18 protein-coding genes and 4 pseudogenes are annotated in these 19904 nt (G+C 39.1%); 8 read left to right on the forward strand and 14 right to left on the reverse strand.

Annotation, left to right across the window (positions count from 1 at the left end; all coding sequences use genetic code 11):
- Positions 1-143: 143 nt before the first annotated feature.
- The 12 genes and pseudogenes from AC1RYN_RS11650 to AC1RYN_RS11705 form a co-directional block, all read right to left on the reverse strand.
- Positions 144-575, reverse strand: a complete 432-nt coding sequence (locus tag AC1RYN_RS11650; protein WP_481807095.1) for a hypothetical protein — start codon at positions 573-575, stop codon at positions 144-146.
- Between the two features lie 11 nt (positions 576-586).
- Complete coding sequence (gene traK / locus AC1RYN_RS11655; RefSeq protein ID WP_149207326.1) at positions 587-1210, reverse strand: conjugative transposon protein TraK; 624 nt, start codon at positions 1208-1210, stop codon at positions 587-589.
- A 12-nt stretch (positions 1211-1222) separates the two neighbouring features.
- Positions 1223-2223, reverse strand: a pseudogene (traJ, locus tag AC1RYN_RS11660) (conjugative transposon protein TraJ).
- A gap of 3 nt (positions 2224-2226) precedes the next feature.
- Positions 2227-2859, reverse strand: a complete 633-nt coding sequence (locus AC1RYN_RS11665) for a DUF4141 domain-containing protein (protein ID WP_149207328.1) — start codon at positions 2857-2859, stop codon at positions 2227-2229.
- A 29-nt stretch (positions 2860-2888) separates the two neighbouring features.
- Complete coding sequence (locus AC1RYN_RS11670; protein WP_481807096.1) at positions 2889-5393, reverse strand: TraG family conjugative transposon ATPase; 2505 nt, start codon at positions 5391-5393, stop codon at positions 2889-2891.
- The gene (locus AC1RYN_RS11675; protein ID WP_149207330.1) at positions 5390-5722 is read right to left on the reverse strand and encodes a DUF4133 domain-containing protein; all 333 of its coding nucleotides are present in this window, start codon (positions 5720-5722) and stop codon (positions 5390-5392) included. The genes AC1RYN_RS11670 and AC1RYN_RS11675 overlap by 4 nt, the downstream gene beginning before the upstream one ends.
- A gap of 9 nt (positions 5723-5731) precedes the next feature.
- Positions 5732-6037, reverse strand: a complete 306-nt coding sequence (locus tag AC1RYN_RS11680; RefSeq protein ID WP_149207331.1) for a DUF4134 domain-containing protein — start codon at positions 6035-6037, stop codon at positions 5732-5734.
- 199 nt (positions 6038-6236) lie between these two features.
- A complete protein-coding gene (locus AC1RYN_RS11685) occupies positions 6237-7055 on the reverse strand; it encodes a hypothetical protein (protein ID WP_262410440.1) in 819 nt (272 codons plus the stop codon).
- A 39-nt stretch (positions 7056-7094) separates the two neighbouring features.
- Positions 7095-7730 (reverse strand): conjugal transfer protein TraD, encoded by a 636-nt coding sequence (locus tag AC1RYN_RS11690; RefSeq protein ID WP_149207332.1) that lies wholly within the window; start codon positions 7728-7730, stop codon positions 7095-7097.
- A 2-nt stretch (positions 7731-7732) separates the two neighbouring features.
- On the reverse strand, positions 7733-8032 hold the full coding sequence (locus AC1RYN_RS11695) for a DUF3408 domain-containing protein (RefSeq protein ID WP_262410441.1): 300 nt from the start codon (positions 8030-8032) through the stop codon (positions 7733-7735).
- Positions 8007-8417: a DUF3408 domain-containing protein gene (locus tag AC1RYN_RS11700; protein ID WP_481807097.1), complete on the reverse strand. Its 411-nt coding sequence runs from the start codon at positions 8415-8417 to the stop codon at positions 8007-8009. Before AC1RYN_RS11700 ends, AC1RYN_RS11695 begins: the two co-directional genes overlap by 26 nt.
- 4 nt (positions 8418-8421) lie before the next feature.
- A complete protein-coding gene (locus tag AC1RYN_RS11705) occupies positions 8422-9189 on the reverse strand; it encodes a ParA family protein (protein WP_149207335.1) in 768 nt (255 codons plus the stop codon).
- 521 nt (positions 9190-9710) lie between these two features.
- Here AC1RYN_RS11705 and AC1RYN_RS11710 point away from each other — a divergent pair.
- The 3 genes and pseudogenes from AC1RYN_RS11710 to mobB all read left to right on the forward strand — a co-directional run bounded on the left by AC1RYN_RS11710 (position 9711) and on the right by mobB (position 11675).
- A complete protein-coding gene (locus tag AC1RYN_RS11710; protein WP_139261719.1) occupies positions 9711-9926 on the forward strand; it encodes a hypothetical protein in 216 nt (71 codons plus the stop codon).
- An 11-nt stretch (positions 9927-9937) separates the two neighbouring features.
- The gene (mobA, locus tag AC1RYN_RS11715; RefSeq protein WP_149207336.1) at positions 9938-10375 is read left to right on the forward strand and encodes a conjugal transfer protein MobA; all 438 of its coding nucleotides are present in this window, start codon (positions 9938-9940) and stop codon (positions 10373-10375) included.
- 1 nt (position 10376) lies between these two features.
- Positions 10377-11675, forward strand: a pseudogene (mobB, locus tag AC1RYN_RS11720) (conjugal transfer protein MobB).
- 25 nt (positions 11676-11700) lie between these two features.
- Here mobB and AC1RYN_RS11725 read toward each other — a convergent pair.
- Entirely contained in the window at positions 11701-12258 is a 558-nt protein-coding gene (locus AC1RYN_RS11725) for a hypothetical protein (RefSeq protein ID WP_149207338.1), read from the reverse strand.
- 202 nt (positions 12259-12460) lie between these two features.
- On the opposite strand from AC1RYN_RS11725, the pseudogene mobC reads away from it, so the two are divergent.
- From mobC to AC1RYN_RS11750, 5 genes and pseudogenes are all read left to right on the forward strand, one after another.
- Positions 12461-14485, forward strand: a pseudogene (gene mobC / locus AC1RYN_RS11730) (conjugal transfer protein MobC).
- A gap of 549 nt (positions 14486-15034) precedes the next feature.
- Positions 15035-15271 (forward strand): hypothetical protein, encoded by a 237-nt coding sequence (locus AC1RYN_RS11735; protein WP_481807098.1) that lies wholly within the window; start codon positions 15035-15037, stop codon positions 15269-15271.
- On the forward strand, positions 15258-16082 hold the full coding sequence (locus AC1RYN_RS11740; protein WP_481807099.1) for a hypothetical protein: 825 nt from the start codon (positions 15258-15260) through the stop codon (positions 16080-16082). The genes AC1RYN_RS11735 and AC1RYN_RS11740 overlap by 14 nt, the downstream gene beginning before the upstream one ends.
- Positions 16083-16315: 233 nt before the next feature.
- Complete coding sequence (locus AC1RYN_RS11745) at positions 16316-16705, forward strand: hypothetical protein (RefSeq protein ID WP_481807100.1); 390 nt, start codon at positions 16316-16318, stop codon at positions 16703-16705.
- Positions 16706-16737: 32 nt separating this feature from the next.
- Positions 16738-17001, forward strand: coding sequence for a hypothetical protein (locus AC1RYN_RS11750; protein WP_139261717.1), 264 nt, complete (start codon positions 16738-16740; stop codon positions 16999-17001).
- A gap of 8 nt (positions 17002-17009) precedes the next feature.
- Here AC1RYN_RS11750 and AC1RYN_RS11755 read toward each other — a convergent pair.
- Positions 17010-19904: pseudogene (locus AC1RYN_RS11755) on the reverse strand (helicase-related protein); the annotation flags it as partial.

The raw sequence follows: 19904 nt of genomic DNA on the forward strand, positions 1-19904 counted from the left end.
AAGGTTAATACGATACTGCTGTTGTTAGGGAGGCAGCACCTGCTGTATCCTAATGGGCAATGCCCGCCATCGTTCATCCAGCCTATGAAACCAATTGTCCATATTTGCTCTTAATTTTTTCATACTTCTCATTTTTTAAGCCGTTACATTCTAAATCCTCTTTTTCGGGAAGAAAGCTGTTCATTAAGTTTTTCGGACACTTGGTCAATAGCTTCTTCCAGTGTAGGAACTAACCTCGTGGTAAGATTTGTCAGTTCAGATTTTTTCAGTGAATGTCCATACTGGTCGGTTCTTTCAATATTCATTTTTTCTACATCGAAAAGACCGTCTTCATGCTTTACCCACATATAACACTCAACCTTTGGCTTATCCTCACCATTCCATTGCAGGTAAGTTTTCAGCATCAGGATGTTGTGTAGCCTTGGTTTATCCATTCCTTTATCACAAGCTTCCAAAAACCTGCTGATGCTGTCTTTTATTTTGTCTCCATAGGAGGCTTGTGTTTGGAAGTAGCCATCGTAACCCTTATCGATTATGGCTTTTGTGAATGTGTCTAAATCGAGTAACTGTTTCATAATCTTGATTTTTAGCGTTCGATGATCTCTATATCCTTGTTTTCTAGTACTGCAAACTTTTCAATATTAAAACCTTGCGGATTGTTGTCTGAACGAACGGAGTTTACGAGATAACAGGAACTAATAAGGCTGCGTTTTGTCACATTGCTCGAACGGATGATAAACTGTTTGGCATAGGTACGGGCGGTGTAGGGATAGGTCTCGAAGTTGCAGGACACACTATCTATTTCGATGCGCTGCTGCACATTACCCGATATAATACGGTTGTAATACCCTTTTTCCGAAAGGTCCTTATAATAATCAAAGGCACTTTTATCAGCAAGATTGAAAGCCCTTTTCATATTGCTCTCAATGGCATTTTTGTCGGGGGCGAGCGTAAAAAACAGTTCGTGAAAACGTCTGACGTGTTCCCGTGCTTCTACCGGACGGTTGATCGATGCATCCTGCGCGAGTGCCAGCATGAGTGATTTGCCATTGTCCAATACATAGATTTTCTGCCGTTGCTGTTCTGCAAAACGGTAGGAATGCCATACGGCATATCCTGTGACACCTGCACAGAGCACGGCAAACACAATGGCATACAAGCGTATCTGGCTGAAACTATTTTCGATATTTCTTAGCGTTTTAAATTCCATTTTCTTCTGTGATTAATTATTTTTGTTTATCAGCCTGCCACCGATATTTCCTACTGCGGAACCCGTTCCGGCTCCGGCAATATTTCCGGTTTTCATCGCCGTTTGGTTAACATTACGGGCAAAGTTGTTTGCTCCTCCTGCCTGAATAATCCAGCCTGTTACCGTCGGAATGGTGAAGTAGCCCACAATACCTATAATCATAAAGATTATATAAACGGTGTTTGAAGTATCAGGGATGAATGTCGGATCGGCAAGCATTTCAATGTCCCTCTCAATAATCAGGGATTGTATTTTAGCTAGCATCGAGCTGAACAAATCTGCTACCGGAAGCCATAAATACACACTAACGTATCGGGAAAGCCACTGTGTGAGTGTGGACTGAAATCCATCCCAGACTGATATGGCAAAGGCTATCGGACCGAGTATGGAAAGGACAATCAGAAAAAAGGTCCGAATAGTGTCAATGACAAGTGCCGCGGCCTGAAAGAGTATTTCCAGCAGATTGCGAAACCATTCCTTTATGGCTTTCTCTATCTTATAAGCTTCTCTGTCCATATACATTCCTGCCATTGTGCCTACATCGGCGGGCGACCAGCCCAATTCATCGAGTTTTTTGTCAAACTCTTCATTCGACACCATATAAGCAGTTTCCGGATTACGGATCATTGCTTCGTGGTCGAGCTGGTCTTTTTTTAACTGTAACTCGTTCAGGTCAAGTACCTGGTCTTCGAGGATGGAGTGGGTTCCTGTAACCACAGGGCTTAAACCGAATTGATACTTCCCAATACCATTGTCGGGAAAAACATAATACACAGTCCCAAGGCAAACGGACGCAGGAGCGGAAACACATCGATTGGTTCGGCCCGGCTGAGAGCCTGCCAAACCTTTAGTGCCACATAGAATAAAGCACCCAGCCCGGCAAGACCTTTGGCCACTGCCGCCATATCGGCGGACAGCGGGAGCATCTCATCATACAAGGAGCGAAGGACATGGTGAAGGTTATTAAATTCCATGGCTTACCAATATTTTTGATTTGAAGTTCCATAGAGTTCAAGCACTCTTTTGGTATTGTTCTGCTTCTTTGCCCTTAGAATGCTTACCGAAATATTCTTATTGGTATAGTAGCGCACAAGGCTGTGGTATTCTTTGACTTCTTTGTACACACGATCAATAATATCCATACGCTCTTTGTCATTCAGGGACAGGCTGGAGGAATTTACAATCTGTTTGAGTTCTTTCAGCAGCTCGGTACTCTCACCCAGAAGAGCCGAATAGCCATTTGCAATAGCTGCCAATTCCTGGGCAGAAAAATTGGGGTCATTCATCATTTTGCCAAAATTCTTTACATACATTTCCGACACATCACCTACCAGCAGTACAGTCTGCTGTACTTTGCGTGCATCTTTGACCAGATTGTTTACCGACTGGAGTTTGTCGTAGTATTCTTTCCCCTGTTTATAGACCTTTTCTACTTCCTTGAAATTTTTTACGACATTGGACACCGTGTTAGAGGTTTGTACTATTTCATTGGCGCTGTTGAGAATACCCGAGGCCAGATTGGCCGGATCGGTTACTACAAATTGTGCTTTTACGGACGGTGCAGCGGCAAGGATAAGCGCCGTATACACCATAAATAGTGTTTTTTTCATTTTACTTAAATTTAAATTGTTAATTATTATTACTGATTTGCTTTCTCGCGCCTCTGCATAGCAATATGCTTGATGGCGAGCTCTACATTGCCGTCCAGTTCTGCCGCAAGCTGCATTACTTCCAGTTTTTCGGTTTCTTCGGTGGTATACGCGAGATATTCCTCGCCGGAAACTTCTGTAGCATATACCGCAGAGTGTGTTCCGCCAAGTCCAATCCATACTTCCTTGTAGAACCGTGAGGGATCGTTGTTCATATTGATGGAAAGTACCTGCGCTTTTTCCTTATCGGTCAGACCAAGCATTGCTTGTATATCATCAAACTTGTTCATGTACTTGCGTTGGTCCAGCAGGATCTTACAGTCACTATTATTGATGATACTTTCTTTTACAATGGGCGATTGGATGATATCATCCACTTCCTGCGTGACTACGATAGCTTCCCCAAAAAATTTACGAACAGTCTTGAAAAGATACTTTATGTAATTTGCCATTCCTTCCTTGGCGATGGCTTTCCAAGCCTCTTCAATCAGTATCAACTTACGGATACCTTTGAGCCTTCTCATCTTATTGATAAAGACTTCCATAATAATGATGGTCACGATTGGAAAGAGGATTTTATGATCTTTAATGGCATCAATCTCAAAAACGATGAAGCGTTTGGAGAGCAGGTCTAACTGCTTATCGGAATTGAGCAGATAGTCGTATTCGCCTCCTTTGTAGTAGGGTTCCAAAACATTAAGGAAATTGGCAATATCAAAGTCTTTTTCCCTTACCTGTTTTCCTTCCAGCACCTTGCGGTAATCACCATGAACATATTCGTAAAATCCATTGAATGAAGGATATGCCTCATTTTGTTTGATTCGTTCGATATAGCCGCTTACCGCATTGGACAATGCTACTTCTTCCGAACGGGTCGGCGGCTCGTCATCCCGTTTCCAGAGTGTCAGTATCAAAGTCTTGACACTTTCACGCTTCTCAATGTCGAACACACCATCATCGGTATAAAAAGGATTAAAAGCAATTGGATTGTCTTCCGTATAAGTAAAATACACGCCATCTTCACCTTTGGTTTTGCCTTTGATGAGTTCACATAGTCCCTGATAGGAATTACCGGTGTCGACCAGCAACACGTGTGCGCCCTGCTCGTAATATTGCCTTACCATATGGTTGGTGAAAAAAGATTTACCACTTCCCGATGGACCCAAAATAAATTTGTTTCGGTTGGTGATAATCCCACGCTTCATCGGCAAATCAGAAATATCCAGATGGATGGGCTTTCCTGTGAGCCTGTCTGCCATTTTGATACCGAAGGGCGATGGCGAATTGTGGTAGTTCGTTTCTTCTGTGAAAAAGCACAGCGCAGGCTCAATGAATGTGTAAAAACTTTCCTCGCCTGGAAAATCAGCTGCATTACCCGGCATTCCGGCCCAATACAGCGTAGCGGTATCGGTGGTATTGTGTCGCGGCTTGCATTCCATTAGCGCCAATGCACTACCGCTATCGTTCTTTAGCTGTTTGAGTTCCCCCGGATCATCCGACCATGCCATAATGTTGAAATGTGCCCTGATGGAAGAAAGACCGAATGAATGTGCTTCGTTAAGGTATTTTTCTATCCACTCTTTGTTGATCTGGTTGGCACGGCTATAACGAGCTAAAGAGTGCATATTTCTCGCTGATTTCTCAAACTTCTGAAGGCTCTCTTCGCTGTTATCCAAAAACAAGTATTGGTTGTAAATGTGATTGCAATTCAGCAAGAGTCCAACAGGTGCAGCAAATGACAAACGGCAATCGCTTCGGTCTGTAGAAAGTTTTTCATAACGGGTATCTGCCGAAACGGTTCCAGGCAGGTTGTCCGTATCAGATAAGGTATGCAGGCACAGCCTTTTGTTTCCGATACGAACCTCTTCAGCGCCCAATACAATATCCTGCATCGGTGTCGCTGCTTCTCTGGAAAGTGTTAGGTATTGTTCCAGTAATCCTTTCTTTTCATCTGTACCAACAATGTCTTCTTCGCTCAGGCGGTTCAGCGTGATAAGTCCGCTGTCGTTAATGATACGCTCAAACTGTGCGACGGCTTCCATAAAACGATGGATCGCTTCCTTGTCCCTGATTTCCTTTGGTATGAATGAACCTTTGCATAGCGAAGAGAAATTGCTTTGCATGCGCATCCTTTCCTTAGTGGTCTTGGTCAGGAACAAGTAGCAGTAATGATTCAGGAACGGACGCTCATTAAAATGACGCTGGTAGGATTTCGCCAAAAAACTTTGGTCATCCTTTGCCAAATCAGGGGCGTAGTTTTCCTTGATGTACCAATCCTGTTTATGGATTACCGTAAAATCAGGCAAAGTCTTGATGGCCTTATGCCAGGCAGAATGAATGGCTTCATATTCCGCAGATGCAACCGTAAAGAGTTCCGGCAAACGCACTTCAAAACAAGCCGTGATATCCGCATCTTTGGAAAGGATACAGTTGTTCTCTACTGCCAAGAGTGGAAATTTACTTTCCAGCGTTGTTGTCTTTGCTGTGTTTCTCATAAGGCATCGGGTTTAGAAGTGATTCTTAGGTAGCGATGTACAGGCTTGCGGCAAATGATGTAGCGGGGATGTCTTTTTTTCGCACCCACTTTCATGAGTCCGTGTTCTCCATACTTTTTGTTCAGGGAAAAGGTCTGCCATACGATTAGTGAAGCACCGCCAGCTCCCAGAAACAAACAGATATAAGAATTGACCCCAGCCATGTAAAGTATCATGACCAGGATAAGTGTCCCTAGAAGTCCGCCTGCGAAGATGAACAGGTATTGTGCTTTCAAACCTTTAAACTCGACCGTTCTTCCGATGCCTTTGTTGATATTGTAATTGTTCATATATCAGTTTTAAAGGAAGAAGGAACGCAAGATGGTAGCCGCTACGATCAGGAAGATACAGGCCCCAAACCAGCTTGCAGCGGTTTTGCTCGTATCGGGATCTCCGCTGCTGAATTTGTTGTACACTTTTACACCGCCGATAAGACCGACTACAGCCCCGATGGCATAGATAAGCTGTGTGGCGGGGTCGAAATAAGAAGTTACCATTTGGGTTGCTTCGTTGATGCCCGCCGTACCGTTTCCCTGTGCAAATGCTCCGAAACCTGTCAGCATTGCCACTGCTGCCAACAGGATTTTTTTTCTTTGTTTTTTCATGATTAAACCGAGTTAAATTTCTCATTTATACCTGCACCTTGCAGGTTATCGGGACAAATATCTTATGGAAATCAAGTCGTTGTAACAAATTGGCAGTCAGTGGAATTACTTGGCTATCAGTGGCATTATTTTGAGTGTTTGAGCATAAAAAAACGTCAAACATAAAATGTTTGACGTTTGAAAGTTTGGAATTACAGAATTATATTCTTCGGCCTTTATTTGTTTTGGCTGTATTAGATGTTTTTTTCTCAGTATCTTTTTCCTGCTTCTTTTCTACTTTGAGATTGCTTTTAATCAGATCAACAAGAAAAGTGTTTTTCCAAGGAACATTCTTTGCCGCAAACTGCAATTTTAAACCGTGCCGTACCAGACCGTGTCTAATCTCAAATCCATATTTTCTGTTCCAGCCAATTCTGTCAAGTAATCTTTCAGAGGGAAATCTGACTGCGATTAAATCTTTAGGAAGTTCTTTTATATTTAGGTAATCAGGTTCCTGAAATTCGTGTGTCTTGGGATTATAAGGAATGGTGTAGGTCCTTTTTTCTAAATCGTAGTATGTTTCTATATCCGAGAATACAATACCATTGGAAAGGAAATCGTCTTTTGGACGAAGCTTATCCATTCTAATATCAACATAAAAGGTATGTCCGGAGATATCCACAGTAGGTAGCATTCCTTTGTTTACCCGCAGATCAAAAGCCTGCTGATCTACCATAAGGCCAAAATCTGATTTATCCATTATCTCGTTCACAGGATAGTTGTATTTATTCGCCATGCCGATTGGATCTAGAATAATAAATTCAGGAATCCTGACCATTGTGCTTTCATTGTGAAACATCCCTGGAAGGTTTTTATTCTTAAGGTTGTATTCAAAAGTATAGCCATCGCCGACATCACGCATATCTTCAAACGGTATAACATTTTTATGATTGGCCTTTTCAATAAGCTCAAGTTTGTTTACATCTACTATAAAGTCGGTACCTTCAATAGTAATAACCGGCAGTTCTCTTTCCATCATACTTTATTTTTCGTTATAAAATAAAGGGGACTTATCTTTTCAGACAAAGTCCCCGATATCAAATTCACTTAAATCATTTTTCCGCAAAGTAGAAGAACCAAAATCAGTTTCAGAAAAAAGGCTGCTGTCCAATAGCTCGGCTATTTTTCGGGAAGCGTCCTCCATAGAATTCTCCAGCAGGATAAATAATTCGGTTCCCTGTATTTTCTGAACTATGAGCGCCGCTGTTTCCTTTTGGGACGGCTCCAATTTTTCCTTTTGCAGCAGCATCCCCACGGAGCTTAGTTCTTCAAAGGTAACCCCTTGAGCAAAACCGTTATTTCCACTGGATATTCTATACCTGTTCCATTCTTCTTCTTCCTCTTCCAAATCAGGCATATTTCCAAAAACGTCATCTAGTTCTTCCTGCGGAATTTGAATCCCAACGTTTTCATTTTCGTTACATTCAATCTCAAAATTATAGCGATTTATCTCTTGTTCCTGTATTTGGCTTTCATTGGTAGTATTTGGCACTGAAAAGCTTCTTAAGGGCTTGGGTTGCCCCATAATATCGGGCAGGTTCGGATTGACTTTTGCCTGAGACGACTTTTGCTTTGTCTTTTTCTTGATAAGAACTTTATCCTTTACCAGCAGGACAATAATTATCAACAGGCATATTACAATAATTGTTTCCATAATTAAAGAATTGGTTTGTTGCGTTCATTGAAATAAGCTGTGATTTCTTCCCCAAATTCCCTGAAGTGATGTTCCATAATGTTGTCAATATAGGAATAGAGCGTAATTTTTTCTTCCCGTGACAATTGGACAATGCGCAGCAGACGCTCATGGTACTCAGAACGCAGATATACAACTTTTCCGCTTCGTCCTGAGGGGAAGCGATTGACCATAAACAATTTTTGAAATTGTTCTTTACCTGTCTCTTGGATTTTAATTTTTATCTTCATGGCTAGTTTATAAAATAGGTTTGTATTTCTCATTAAAACTTTTTGTAATCTGTTCTCCAAATTCCTGAAAATGACATTCCAGTACATTATTCAGATAGGCATAAATCGCGAGCTTGTCCTCACCGATAACCTGAACGATCCGGGATAATTTTTCATGAAAATCAGGTTGTATATACACCGTTTTGCCATCTCGCGCATTGGTATGAGTCTTCTTAAAAAAAATGGCTTCATAATCGGCATCGGTTCCTCGTTTCATTCTTGTGCGCTCCTTTAGCAAAGACTTTTCCTGCAGCGGTGAAGTTTTGTGTTCTTCCAGCGGAGGCGTTAGTCCTTCCTTTTTAACGCCATCTGCCATTATATCCATCATAAGCGCCTCGTCGATCTCAGGAGTGATTTTTTTCTTATTATCTTTTTCCATAGCTTTATAATTGAACAATGTTTAAAAATTCTTCCATAAACTGATCTAACCGGCAGGCCTTCATCAAGTGTTTGTCCGGAGGCATTAAGGTGGAGCGGAAAACAGACTTTGTATCGAGTTCGCTTTCTTTTCGAAAGCGGGTGCTGTTCATGATGCTGCACTGCATAAGGCTAAATCCCAAATCATCGATAAGTTTGTTATAGATGTCATATAAAGGGGAGCGTTCCCTGCCATCTACCTGATTCCAGAAAAGATTAACACTTTTAATGGACGTTTCACCTTTTTTCATAATGATATCCCGCATCAACTGTGTAAAAACAAGGGTGCTTTCCATCACAAAACGATCAGCAGTAATTGGGGTAAAAATGTGATGCATCCCTGCCAGGGCATTCAAAATTCCAGGTGTATTTACCGTACCGGGAAGATCAAAAAAGATCACGTCTATTGGGACTTTTGAGGATTCTAAAAAATCATTTGCTGCCTCCAAAACGCCTTCGGCTTTATGCTGGATAATTGGATAGGCTCTTTTGTTAATCGTGGTAAACTGCGTGTAGGCTATTCTTTTTAAAACCTCATTTTCCATGACCATTGCCAAGTCCCGATCTTTCATCTTCATTAAGCTGAGTTGTGGAAAATCGGCATCGAATACTGCAACATTGTAACCTAAACGATAATGAAGCGTGCTGGCAGCAAGTGTTGTAAAAGTACTTTTGCCTACACCTCCTTTTTGAGAAGAAAAGGCGATAAATACGGGTTTGCTTTTTGTTTCCATTTTTATTGTTTTTAATTATTAATACTTATCTAACTATTTAAGTAATCAGGCAGGTAAATCTCTGTCTATTCCTATACACGGGTAGTTTTGTATCCTACTGCTTAACTGATTACATTTGTATTATCCTAATCAACTGCCTCGCTATAGTAATACCCTTTGAGATAGCACTGCGCATATTGAGATACTTATTTAATTACATCTGCGCGCATATAGACCAATCTGTAGGTGGGTAATCAGGAAGCTGCTTTTTTATACTTATAAACACAATTAGCAGCTTATCTACATTCCAATTTCAATATCTACACTGCTCTGTAGATAAATACAGAGGTAGTTCTAAAACTACCTTGCAATCCTGCTGCCTACCTGCATCTGCTTTCTTGTACAAAGAAATGTAGTTATCTATGTGCTTTTATTAATGCGACCGTGCTTGGCATTCAAAGGCTGCTTTTGGCACTGCAACACATTGCATTACTCTTATAAAGAGCACTTTACTTTGCAAAATGTTTTTCACTAACATGCTTATGAAAAAGCATTATGCCATATCGGGTAAGAAAGTGAACGGCCAAAAGCCGTTTTCCCTGCTTACTTTAATCCGCCTGAAAGAGCGGATTTTCCTTTCACCAGAAAGGAGCAAGTTGTGTTTTGAGCTGCTGGAAATGAATTCCGCTGCTCAAAACAACTTGCCCCGCCGGGGGCTGGAAAACATTCTCCAAAGTCGATGTTTTATAAAATTATAATTGGATTTATCATGGATCAAAATAATAACAGACAACCCGGCAAATCAGGGCGTAATCCTAAAAAGGATCCTGCCATATTTCGCTATTCCATATCATTGAATGCGGAAGAAAACGCCCGTTTCCTTTCTCTTTTTGAACAGTCCCAAATGAATGTAATGGCACATTTTATCACTGCCTGCATCTTTCAGAAGACCATTAAAACGGTCAAAATCGATAAAGCTGCAATGGATTATTATATGCGGTTAACCACTTTGTATGGACAATTCCGGAGCGTTGGAGTCAATTATAACCAAATCGTAAAATTGCTTTATCGCAATTTCTCCGAGAAAAAAGCGGCCGCTTATCTATATAAACTCGAAAAGCATACAGCTGAAATGGCAGTATTATGTCAAAAAATCATTCAGATTACCGGAGAATTTGAAGCAAAATATATTAAAAACAACAAGTAGAATGGTAGCTAAAATTGGCCGAGGACAAAACTTGACAGGCGTACTTAACTATAATCAGCTAAAAGTCGAGAAGGAAAATGGGGAGATTCTCTTTACCCATAAGATGCAGGAAACTCCTAATGGACATTATTCTGTAGCCCAGCTGCTGGGCTCTTTTGAACCTTATTTGCTGGCGAATCGTAAAACAGAAAAAATGGTTTCGCGATATTTCTCTCAATCCAGACCCAAAAGATAATGTCAGTGATGAAAAATTTAATGCTATTGCACAGGAGTATATGCAAAAAATGAGATACGGAGAACAGCCTTTTATAGTGTTCAAGCATACCGATATTGAACGTACCCATATTCATATCGTTTCGGTTTGCATAGACGAAGAAGGCAGGAAAATTTCGGACAGTTATGAGCGCAAACGTTCAATGGATATATGTCGTGATCTGGAACGAAAACATGGATTAGCCTGTGCAATAGACGCAACATACAAACAAAACGAAAAAACATTTCGCCCAGTAGATTACAAGACCAATGACATTAAAAGCCAGATCGCTTCAGTAGTAAGGTATATGCCCAAATCCTATCAGTTTCAAAGTTTGGGCGAATACAATGCTTTGCTGTCTCTGTTTAATATTACTGCAGAAGAGGTTAAGGGTGAACTGCACGGAAAGCTCAAACAAGGGCTGGTCTACGTTGCCTTGAACGAAAATGGAGAAAAATCAAGTAACCCGTTTAAAGCGTCTCTTTTTGGAAAAGGCGCAGGATACATTGAACTCCAAAATCATTTTGCAGCGTCCAAAGTGGCACTTAAAGAAAATGATGTGAGACCTACAATTAGAAAAACAATTGAAACAACCCTGCGGGCGGCCATTGACGAACAGGACTTTAAAAAACAGTTGACTGAAAAAGGCATTAATGTGATTACCCGCAAAAATGATATGGGACGTATTTATGGAATTACATTTGTTGACCACAATTCCAAATCGGTATGGAACGGTTCGCGTTTGGGAAAAAATTTTCTGCGAATGTATTTAACGACTGGTGGAATAATGGGCTACAACCGGAAATTAAAAATAGTGAGGATACCAAAACAATTTTAATCAAAACAGTATCGGAAAGTCTACCAGCTGAGAAGCCTCACGATTTATTTGATTTTCTAAGTAATAAAAGTACTATTCAATCTAACGATATCCATAGTAGTATAGAAGGTTTTGGCGGGTTATTGCCTGAAGCTCAGGGAGAAGATTACCAGGAACAGGATTTTGCCAATAAGATGAAAAAGAAAAAGAAACGTAAGAGAGGTCAATAGGTTTGTTATTCGTTATAACTTTCGCTTATAAAGACAATTTCAATCCCCAAGCATAGCTCCAATGCAAAACCTTCGGAACAGTTGGTGTTTTGAACTGATAGATATCATAGACGTATAATGAAAACAGTATAAATGCTGCCCAACTAATCCCTACGCACAGCATACCTTGTCTATCCCTCACATGGAACATACCAGCAACTACTGATTTTACTATAAATGCAGGGACAATACAGCATAATAACACGCACATTACCCATGGTAATATCCATAACTTACGGTTGTTTGCGCGCAATCCGATGATAGTTCCTTTAAAGAAATAAATGATGCAGAAAAGAAGATAGGTAAATAATAGAGAGAAAACCCAAAATTTGAAATTGTTGGTTTCTTCTTCCCACAACTTTTGCGACAGCAAGAATCCTGCATAAAAGAACATGCCGAAAATTGCAGCCATTTTTAAGACGAAAATAAAAACCCCGGCAATGCCAAACATTAATCCTGTTGCAGATTTACTTTCTTCATTTTTCCGCGCCTCATATTCTTGTTCACTTTCACCTGGATCCATATCAGGATTATAGTAATTCATATTATTTTTCTTTAATGTTGATCTGAGATACCCAAAATAATTTTCAGGACTATAAATTTAATAAAAAAAGCGATTTAAAATCTAAGCATGATTGGAACTACTTGAGTGTCAAACACTGCCACGCACTTCCAATGCCTGCCACATTTTTACAGCCATGCCTCAAAGCCTTTAAATTCACGCCCAAACATTTAATAATTAGAAAATGCAGGGAGAAGATGACTTAAGAGGATTAGCCAAAATTATGGAGTTTATGAGAGCAGTCAGTATTTTATTAGTACTGATGCACTGCTATTGGTTTTGTTACGAGTTCTTCAAAGAAGAACAATGGACATTATCTGTCATTGATAAAATATTGGGAAACTTTCAGCGCACAGCAGGACTGTTTTCCCACACGCTGTATACGAAACTATTTGCTTTGGTTCTTCTGGCATTAAGCTGTTTGGGCAGTAAGGGTGTTAAAAATGAAAAGATTACCTGGAGCAAAATCTATATAGCGCTCGTAATAGGCTTTATTTTTTTCTTCCTCAATACGCCATTACTTAGACTGCCCATTGAAATGGCAGCATTTTTATATGTTTTCACCCTGAGTTTGGGGTATATTTCACTGCTGATGGCAGGTGTATGGATGAGCAGGTTACTCAAAAATAACCTTATGGAGGATGTATTTAATAGGGAAAATGAAAGTTTCATGCAGGAAACCCGGTTGCTGCAAAATGAGTATTCCATAAATCTGCCTACTAAATTCTGGTATCGCAAAAAACAGCACAATGGATGGATAAATATTGTAAATCCTTTCCGCGCGACTATCGTATTAGGCACCCCTGGTTCTGGTAAATCCTATGCCATTGTAAACAACTACATTAAACAGCAAATCGAGAAAGGTTTTTCGATGTATATCTATGATTTCAAGTTTGATGACCTTTCTACCATTGCGTACAACCATCTATTACAACATACCGAGAAATACAAAGTCAAACCAAAGTTTTACGTCATCAATTTTGATGATCCCAGAAGAAGCCATCGATGCAATCCGATCAATCCTGATTTTATGACCGACATATCTGATGCTTACGAATCAGCCTATACCATTATGCTGAACCTGAACCGTTCGTGGATTCAAAAACAGGGTGATTTCTTTGTCGAAAGCCCGATTATTCTTTTGGCGGCTATCATCTGGTTTTTAAAGATTTATGATAATGGAAAGTATTGTACTTTTCCTCATGCTATTGAACTGCTTAACAAAAAATATGCAGATGTTTTTACCATTTTAACTACCTATTCCGAACTGGAAAATTATCTATCGCCGTTTATGGATGCCTGGCAGGGAGGTGCTCAGGACCAATTACAAGGCCAGATAGCATCAGCAAAAATACCATTGTCACGTATGATATCTCCAAGCCTTTATTGGGTAATGACTGGTGATGATTTTTCATTGGACATCAACAATCCTGCAGCGCCAAAAATCCTTTGCGTGGGCAATAATCCCGACAGGCAGAATATTTATTCCGCTGCATTGGGTTTGTACAATTCACGAATCGTAAAACTCATCAATAAAAAGGGACAGCTCAAAAGTTCGGTAATCATTGACGAGCTTCCCACAATTTACTTCAGGGGCCTGGACAATCTGATTGCTACGGCAAGGAGCAATAAGGTAGCGGTATGTCTGGGATTTCAGGATTACTCCCAATTGACCCGAGATTATGGGGATAAAGAAAGTAAGGTAATTCAGAATACCGTAGGAAATATATTCAGCGGTCAGGTTGTCGGGGAAACAGCTAAAAGCCTTTCGGAACGCTTCGGAAAAATACTGCAGCAGCGTCAGAGTATGACCATCAATCGGAATGATAAATCAACTTCTATTTCCACGCAGCTGGAAAGCCTAATTCCCGCTTCCAAAATATCAACCCTTACACAAGGAATGTTTGTTGGGGCAGTTTCCGATAACTTCTAGGAGCGTATCGAACAAAAGATCTTTCATGCGGAGATTGTGGTCGATAATGAGAAAGTGGCTGCTGAAACTAAAACATACCAGAAAATCCCGGAAATACTTTCATTTGTAAATGAAGAAGGAGAAGATAGGATGAAGGCTGAAATTGAGGCCAATTACAAACAAATCAAACTGGATATTGTCTCAATAGTAGCAGATGAACTGGAACGGATTAAGAACGATCCGAAACTGCAGCATTTAATACCAAAAACAACTGATAAAAAAAGTAAAGATGAATAGAATCAAAACCTTTGACATAAAGAATTTTATATTCAATAATTGACTAAATAATTTAATGTTAATTTGTCAAATAATTGCTATTATAAGTTCATCTATGATTCAAAAACTTAAGATTTGTTGATGAATTATTATATATTTAAGCTCTTTTAATATATAATAATTGTACTATGCCAGTAAGCCGTAAGAGAAAGATTGAAAAAAAAATAAATCTTCTAAGAAAAAATATAAACCTTACGAAGCAGTTACACAAAATCTTTACAGAATTGACAATCCTTTTCAAGAAGAAATAAGTTTTGAGCAAAGAATAAAACCATTTTTAGAGCTAGCTGAAAGATCGACTATTGAATTTGAAATTGAATTTCAAAAATTGCAAGAGTATTTTAAAGACTATGATCCTCTATACTTATGTTCTTTTTGCGTTTTTTATTTTATTGCTGAAAAAGAAGGAATAGATAAAGAAGCAATTGATGGTAGACTAGATTTTCATATGTTTTATTTAGAGATTCTACAGTGTTATTCCTTATATCAAAGAGAGGATTACTTAGTGCAATGCCATTAAATGAAAAAGAAGAGGATTTTAAAAAATTATTACAAGATTTAAATCAACATCAATCGTTTGCCTATTTTAAACTTTCCAATAAAGCAACAACTGAGGAAGAATTTGGTCCTGTGATGTTAAGATTGGAAATGATGCATAATACTCTTGCAGTTCGTAATTGGGCATATGAGGGACAAATGCAAAAAATTGCTTATGAGTTATCAGCTCGTATAAGTGCTAAGTTTTGAAGATAAATTAGGATTTAAGCCTGAAGTATTTCTTGATGTTTTATTTGGTCTGGCTGATCTAAGTACCAAAAAACTTAATGCGCATAAGAATAATATCCGCCCGGCAATTATAGCTAAGAACTTTAATGCAGTATTTGATGCATATGAAAATAATATGCCAGGTGTTAGCCCAACTAATGCTCTATCAAGATTGAATTTATGGGAAGAATTCGGAAAGAATCTGCAAATGTTAAAAAGCTTCTTTATAGAGCATTCGGATTTAAAACTTAAAGATATTTTCACTATTGATTTTGAAGAAATTAAAGCCTTAACAAATATTTCGCTGAGCAACGAAGATATAAGCCGAATTTTTGATCCGCTGGCATATCGTTTTGGGGACTTATCTAACGAAGACAAAAACCATGTTTTTTTAAATAATCCAATTCATTCAAAACCTTTTATCAGGCTTGATGAGAATAAGTATTTTTCTGCAGTGCCTTTTTTATTCTCGCATCTGGGAATTGATTTACTTGAAGGTTTTATTATGAAAGAGAAAACCCTTAAAGATGTTTATATTAAGGAAAAAGGAAAATACCTGGAAGAAAAGATAGAGAAACTTTTTAAAGATGCATTTCCTGATGCAAAAATTTTTAGTGGAAGTTTATGGACTTGCCCAACAACTAACAAAATATTTGAGAATGATCTGATTGTGTTAATTGAAGATTTCGCTATAATTGTTGAAGCTAAATCCGGAACGGTAATAATCTGGCAACACGTGGTGCGCCGAACGATTATTTCAAACACTGAAGGATTTAGTGGTGGCACCATCTGAGCAAGCTATAAGGTTTAAGAATTACCTGCAGAATAATAAAAAATTACATATTTTTAAGACCAAATCGGGCGCGAAAAATGAGCTTGATTCCAATCTGATAAATTACTATGTTCCACTTGGAGTGACCCTGTCTAATTTAGGATCAATTGGATGTAATTTAAAAAAACTTATTGAAGCAAAAGTGGTCACACATAAATTAGAAGAATTAGCACCATCAATAAGTTTCACACAATTTGAACGTTATTTTTGATATCCTTCCTTTACAAAGTGAGAAAGTACATTATCTTTCAAGAAGAAGGGAGTTTGAAGCCCATGTTAACTTTCAAGGTGATGAGCTTGATTTATTTGGTTTTTATTTAAAAAATGGTTTTAATATAGGGGAAGATGAGTACAATAACTCCACCTATTTGAATCTTACTTTATTATCAAAAGAGCTCGACCCCTATATGATCGGAAAAGGAAGAGGAATACAGGTAAAAAAACCTTTTTTGCAAAAAACACAGTATTGGTCAGACACTCTTAATTATATCAACAGCAATGGTAATAATTGGCTGGTGAAAGTTTCATCCTTTATTTTATTAAACTTACCAAACAAGATCAAGCATTATTTGAAAAGAAATTAAATGAATTGAAAAGTAGCATAGTAAGAGGCAAAATGAGTAAACCTCATAATTGGGTAAGCCTTACCTGCGGGCCCGAAAGAAGACAGTATACAATAGTTGGGTATCCTTATAAAGATATTGATACTGCCACCAGGAATAATGTGTTAGACCAGATATTAGAACTGGAAAGTAAAAATAATTTACGTGGAGTCGTTGTCTTAGGTTATAATCTTAATAATCCAAATTATCCCTATTCCTTTATTGCAGGAAATTTAGAAACGAATTTGTTTGATAAACTGGATCTGGCAGATAATTAGTACTGCAATCAGGAGAATTTAAGTTTCTGAGAAGGCTGTGATGTCTGATCTTCTTGTAGTTTTTGTTCAGGATCTTCTACTTGTTGTTCCTGAGTAATTGATAATTGTATTGACCGTTCCAGTGTTGCCAATTCATTTTTTAGTTCGGCAAGTATATTCTCTTTGGTCCAAATGCTGTTTACTACTTCATGAAGTACAGGGATATCTTTTTCAATGGCATTAATCTTTTTCTTTTCCTGTTCTATTAATGCTGGTATTTTCTCCAGCGCATTTAAAAAGTTCATGGCTGCCAGTTTAGGATCGGTCGCCATCTGCCCGTTGTTATAGGTGTATTTTATATTTCCTTCTCCCTGAATAAAAAAACGGTTATCCCTGATGCTAATTCCTTCTTTTTGCGAAACCTCTGTTTTTACCAAAAGTGTAAATCCGTACAATGTACCAATTTCCTCATACTGTCCCTCTGTACGTGATTTATCAGCAAGTAGGTTGAGCTTTTGACCAATCTGTTTTGTATCCGCGTCCCCAGATAATCCAATGAGCTTCACAGGATTCGTTACTGTACCGTCCTTATTTTTCTGAATGCGTTTTTCAATATTCTGCCAATCAATTGATATTCTTTCCAATAATGATTTTGCTGATTCAAGGGTTGCCGTACTACTTTCCAGTTTATATCTTGACATAGACTTGGAACGGGTGAAAGCCTGTTTTTCGCTTTCCAAAGAAGTTATCTTTTTTTCCAGTTTGGCTTTTTCAAGCAAATCGGTATTACCGGAAAGAATGGCAACATATTCTGAGAAATTCATTCCGGATTTTTCATCCATACCACCTTCGTCAATGGTACGCTTACCAAGACTATTGTTTTTGAGCTGATCGATAAATAATTGTTTATTGTGCAACAGATTAAATTTGTAGCTGTCCAAAGATTTTTCAACTGCGTAGATGATAACATCTACTTTGTTATCTGCAAAAAATTTGGCAATTTCATTTCCTTTGCGAATGGCTCTGCCATCCCGTTGAGCTAAATCACTCGGTCTCCAAGGCGTGTCCAAATGATGTACCGCAACTGCACGTTTCTGGGCATTGACTCCCGTTCCCAGCATATCGGTTGACCCAAATAATATTCTGATTTTCCCTTCGTTCATAGCGCTGATAAACTCTTTGCGCATCTTGTCTGTTTTTGCCTCCTGGATAAAACGTATTTCATGTGCGGGAATCCCATGATCCTCAACCAGCTTGCGTTTGATTTCTGAATACACATTCCACTCAATTGGTTTGTAAGTACCTAAATCGGAGAATACAAATTGGGTTCCTTTCTGAGCGTTAAATCGAGAATAATATTCCGCCAGCTTTACTGCACAATGGGAGGCTTTACTGTCTGGGTGGTCATCGTACTTTTGACTGATCATACGCATATCTAACGACATCTTACGGGCATAGTCGGTAGCGATTAACATTTTTGCTTTTTCTTCGGAGGCAGATAGCTTTGACCTTCCCAATAGTGTGGCATCACCCGTTTTAGCAAACTCCATCAGTTTTTGGATGAATATCTCCTGTTGTGGGGTTGGTGGAATATTGTGCAGTATTTCATTCTTCTGAGGTCGGTCTATACCAATATCTTTTGCTGTGCGGTAATCCGTAATCTCTGTGTAAAACTGAGCCAATTCTGGTACTTTGATAAAATATCGGGAAACGTTTTTTCCTGAAAATATTGTTGGCTACAGAGAACTCATAGTCGGTAGTCTTTCGCGCATAAATAGCTGCCAATGCATCAAAGCAATTGATACCTTGTTTTTCCAACGCCTGCGGTGAAGGTATTTAAACAATAAATATAGTTCGGTCAGCGAGTTGCTGATGGTGGTTCCAGAAAGAAAAGTAGCTCCTAAATCTTTTCCGCTTCGTTCCTGTATAGTGCGAATGGCAAATAGCAGGTTCAATGCCTTCTGGCTTCCCTGCATATTACCGAGTCCTGCAACACGGTCATGGCGGATATTGAGTATCTGTTTCTCGAAGCGGTGGCTTTCATCCACCAACAAATGGTCAATACCCATCATCTTAAAATCGACTACATCATCCTTGCGATTTTCAATATCATGTTGCAGTGTTTTGAGTTTGACTTCCAGATTTTGTTTTCGTATGATAATCCTTGAGCATTGCCCGTGATATTTCTTTTCCCTGCGACCGTAATGCCTAGGTTTTCTACACGATCCAGTTCTGCCTGTAATATCTCTTTTTGCATTTCCGGTGATTGTGGAATCATCCCAAATTGGTCATGGGTCAGGATAATACAATCCCAATTGTTATTTTTAATCTCCCCGAAAATACGCAGACGTTTTTGCGGTGTAAAATCTTCCTTGCCCGGATATAATATTTTAGCATGTGGATACGCTTTGCGGTAGGTTTCCGCTATTTCATGAACATTGGCTTTCAGTCCGATAATCATAGGCTTGTGTGTCAACCCCAAACGTTTCATTTCCTGGGCAGCTGTGCACATAATCAGTGTTTTTCCTGCGCCCACTTCGTGGTCACAGATGGCTCCTCCGTTTAGCTTGATCATCCATACCGCATCCTTCTGGCTGGAATACAAGTCTTCAATCCCCAGCGCTTTTCTGTCAAGCCCAGGAAAATCTTGATGGCTGCCATCATATTGTGGACGCACAAAACAGTTAAAGGTATCGTTGTATTTATCGGTGAGACGTTTCTTAAATTCATCGTTTTGAGCAAATAACCACTCAGAAAATGCTTTACGGATTTCATCAATCTTAGTATTGGCCATCTGGATGGCTTCCATATCACGCACCTTTATTTCCTGATCGCCATGCATCACTTTTTTGGTAGGTGCTGCCTCCCTAACAACAGGAGCATGTATTAACCTTAGCAATACGTAACTGAACCAGTTAAAAAAT

This window comes from Flavobacterium sp. TC780, assembly GCF_056783245.1.

Bases quoted from the DNA above. Each gene is read 5' to 3' on its own strand.
- AC1RYN_RS11710 (WP_139261719.1), top strand. From the start codon at position 9,711: ATGAAAAAGCATTATGCCATATCGGGTAAGAAAGTGAACGGCCAAAAG.
- AC1RYN_RS11685 (WP_262410440.1), bottom strand. From the start codon at position 7,055: ATGATGGAAAGAGAACTGCCGGTTATTACTATTGAAGGTACCGACTTT.
- mobA (WP_149207336.1), top strand. From the start codon at position 9,938: ATGGATCAAAATAATAACAGACAACCCGGCAAATCAGGGCGTAATCCT.
- AC1RYN_RS11750 (WP_139261717.1), top strand. From the start codon at position 16,738: ATGAGTAAACCTCATAATTGGGTAAGCCTTACCTGCGGGCCCGAAAGA.
- AC1RYN_RS11725 (WP_149207338.1), bottom strand. From the start codon at position 12,258: ATGAATTACTATAATCCTGATATGGATCCAGGTGAAAGTGAACAAGAA.
- AC1RYN_RS11695 (WP_262410441.1), bottom strand. From the start codon at position 8,032: ATGAGAAATACAAACCTATTTTATAAACTAGCCATGAAGATAAAAATT.
- AC1RYN_RS11690 (WP_149207332.1), bottom strand. From the start codon at position 7,730: ATGGAAACAATTATTGTAATATGCCTGTTGATAATTATTGTCCTGCTG.
- AC1RYN_RS11700 (WP_481807097.1), bottom strand. From the start codon at position 8,417: ATGGAAAAAGATAATAAGAAAAAAATCACTCCTGAGATCGACGAGGCG.
- AC1RYN_RS11735 (WP_481807098.1), top strand. From the start codon at position 15,035: ATGCCATTAAATGAAAAAGAAGAGGATTTTAAAAAATTATTACAAGAT.
- traK (WP_149207326.1), bottom strand. From the start codon at position 1,210: ATGGAATTTAAAACGCTAAGAAATATCGAAAATAGTTTCAGCCAGATA.
- AC1RYN_RS11650 (WP_481807095.1), bottom strand. From the start codon at position 575: ATGAAACAGTTACTCGATTTAGACACATTCACAAAAGCCATAATCGAT.
- AC1RYN_RS11675 (WP_149207330.1), bottom strand. From the start codon at position 5,722: ATGAACAATTACAATATCAACAAAGGCATCGGAAGAACGGTCGAGTTT.
- AC1RYN_RS11665 (WP_149207328.1), bottom strand. From the start codon at position 2,859: ATGAAAAAAACACTATTTATGGTGTATACGGCGCTTATCCTTGCCGCT.
- AC1RYN_RS11705 (WP_149207335.1), bottom strand. From the start codon at position 9,189: ATGGAAACAAAAAGCAAACCCGTATTTATCGCCTTTTCTTCTCAAAAA.
- AC1RYN_RS11670 (WP_481807096.1), bottom strand. From the start codon at position 5,393: ATGAGAAACACAGCAAAGACAACAACGCTGGAAAGTAAATTTCCACTC.
- AC1RYN_RS11680 (WP_149207331.1), bottom strand. From the start codon at position 6,037: ATGAAAAAACAAAGAAAAAAAATCCTGTTGGCAGCAGTGGCAATGCTG.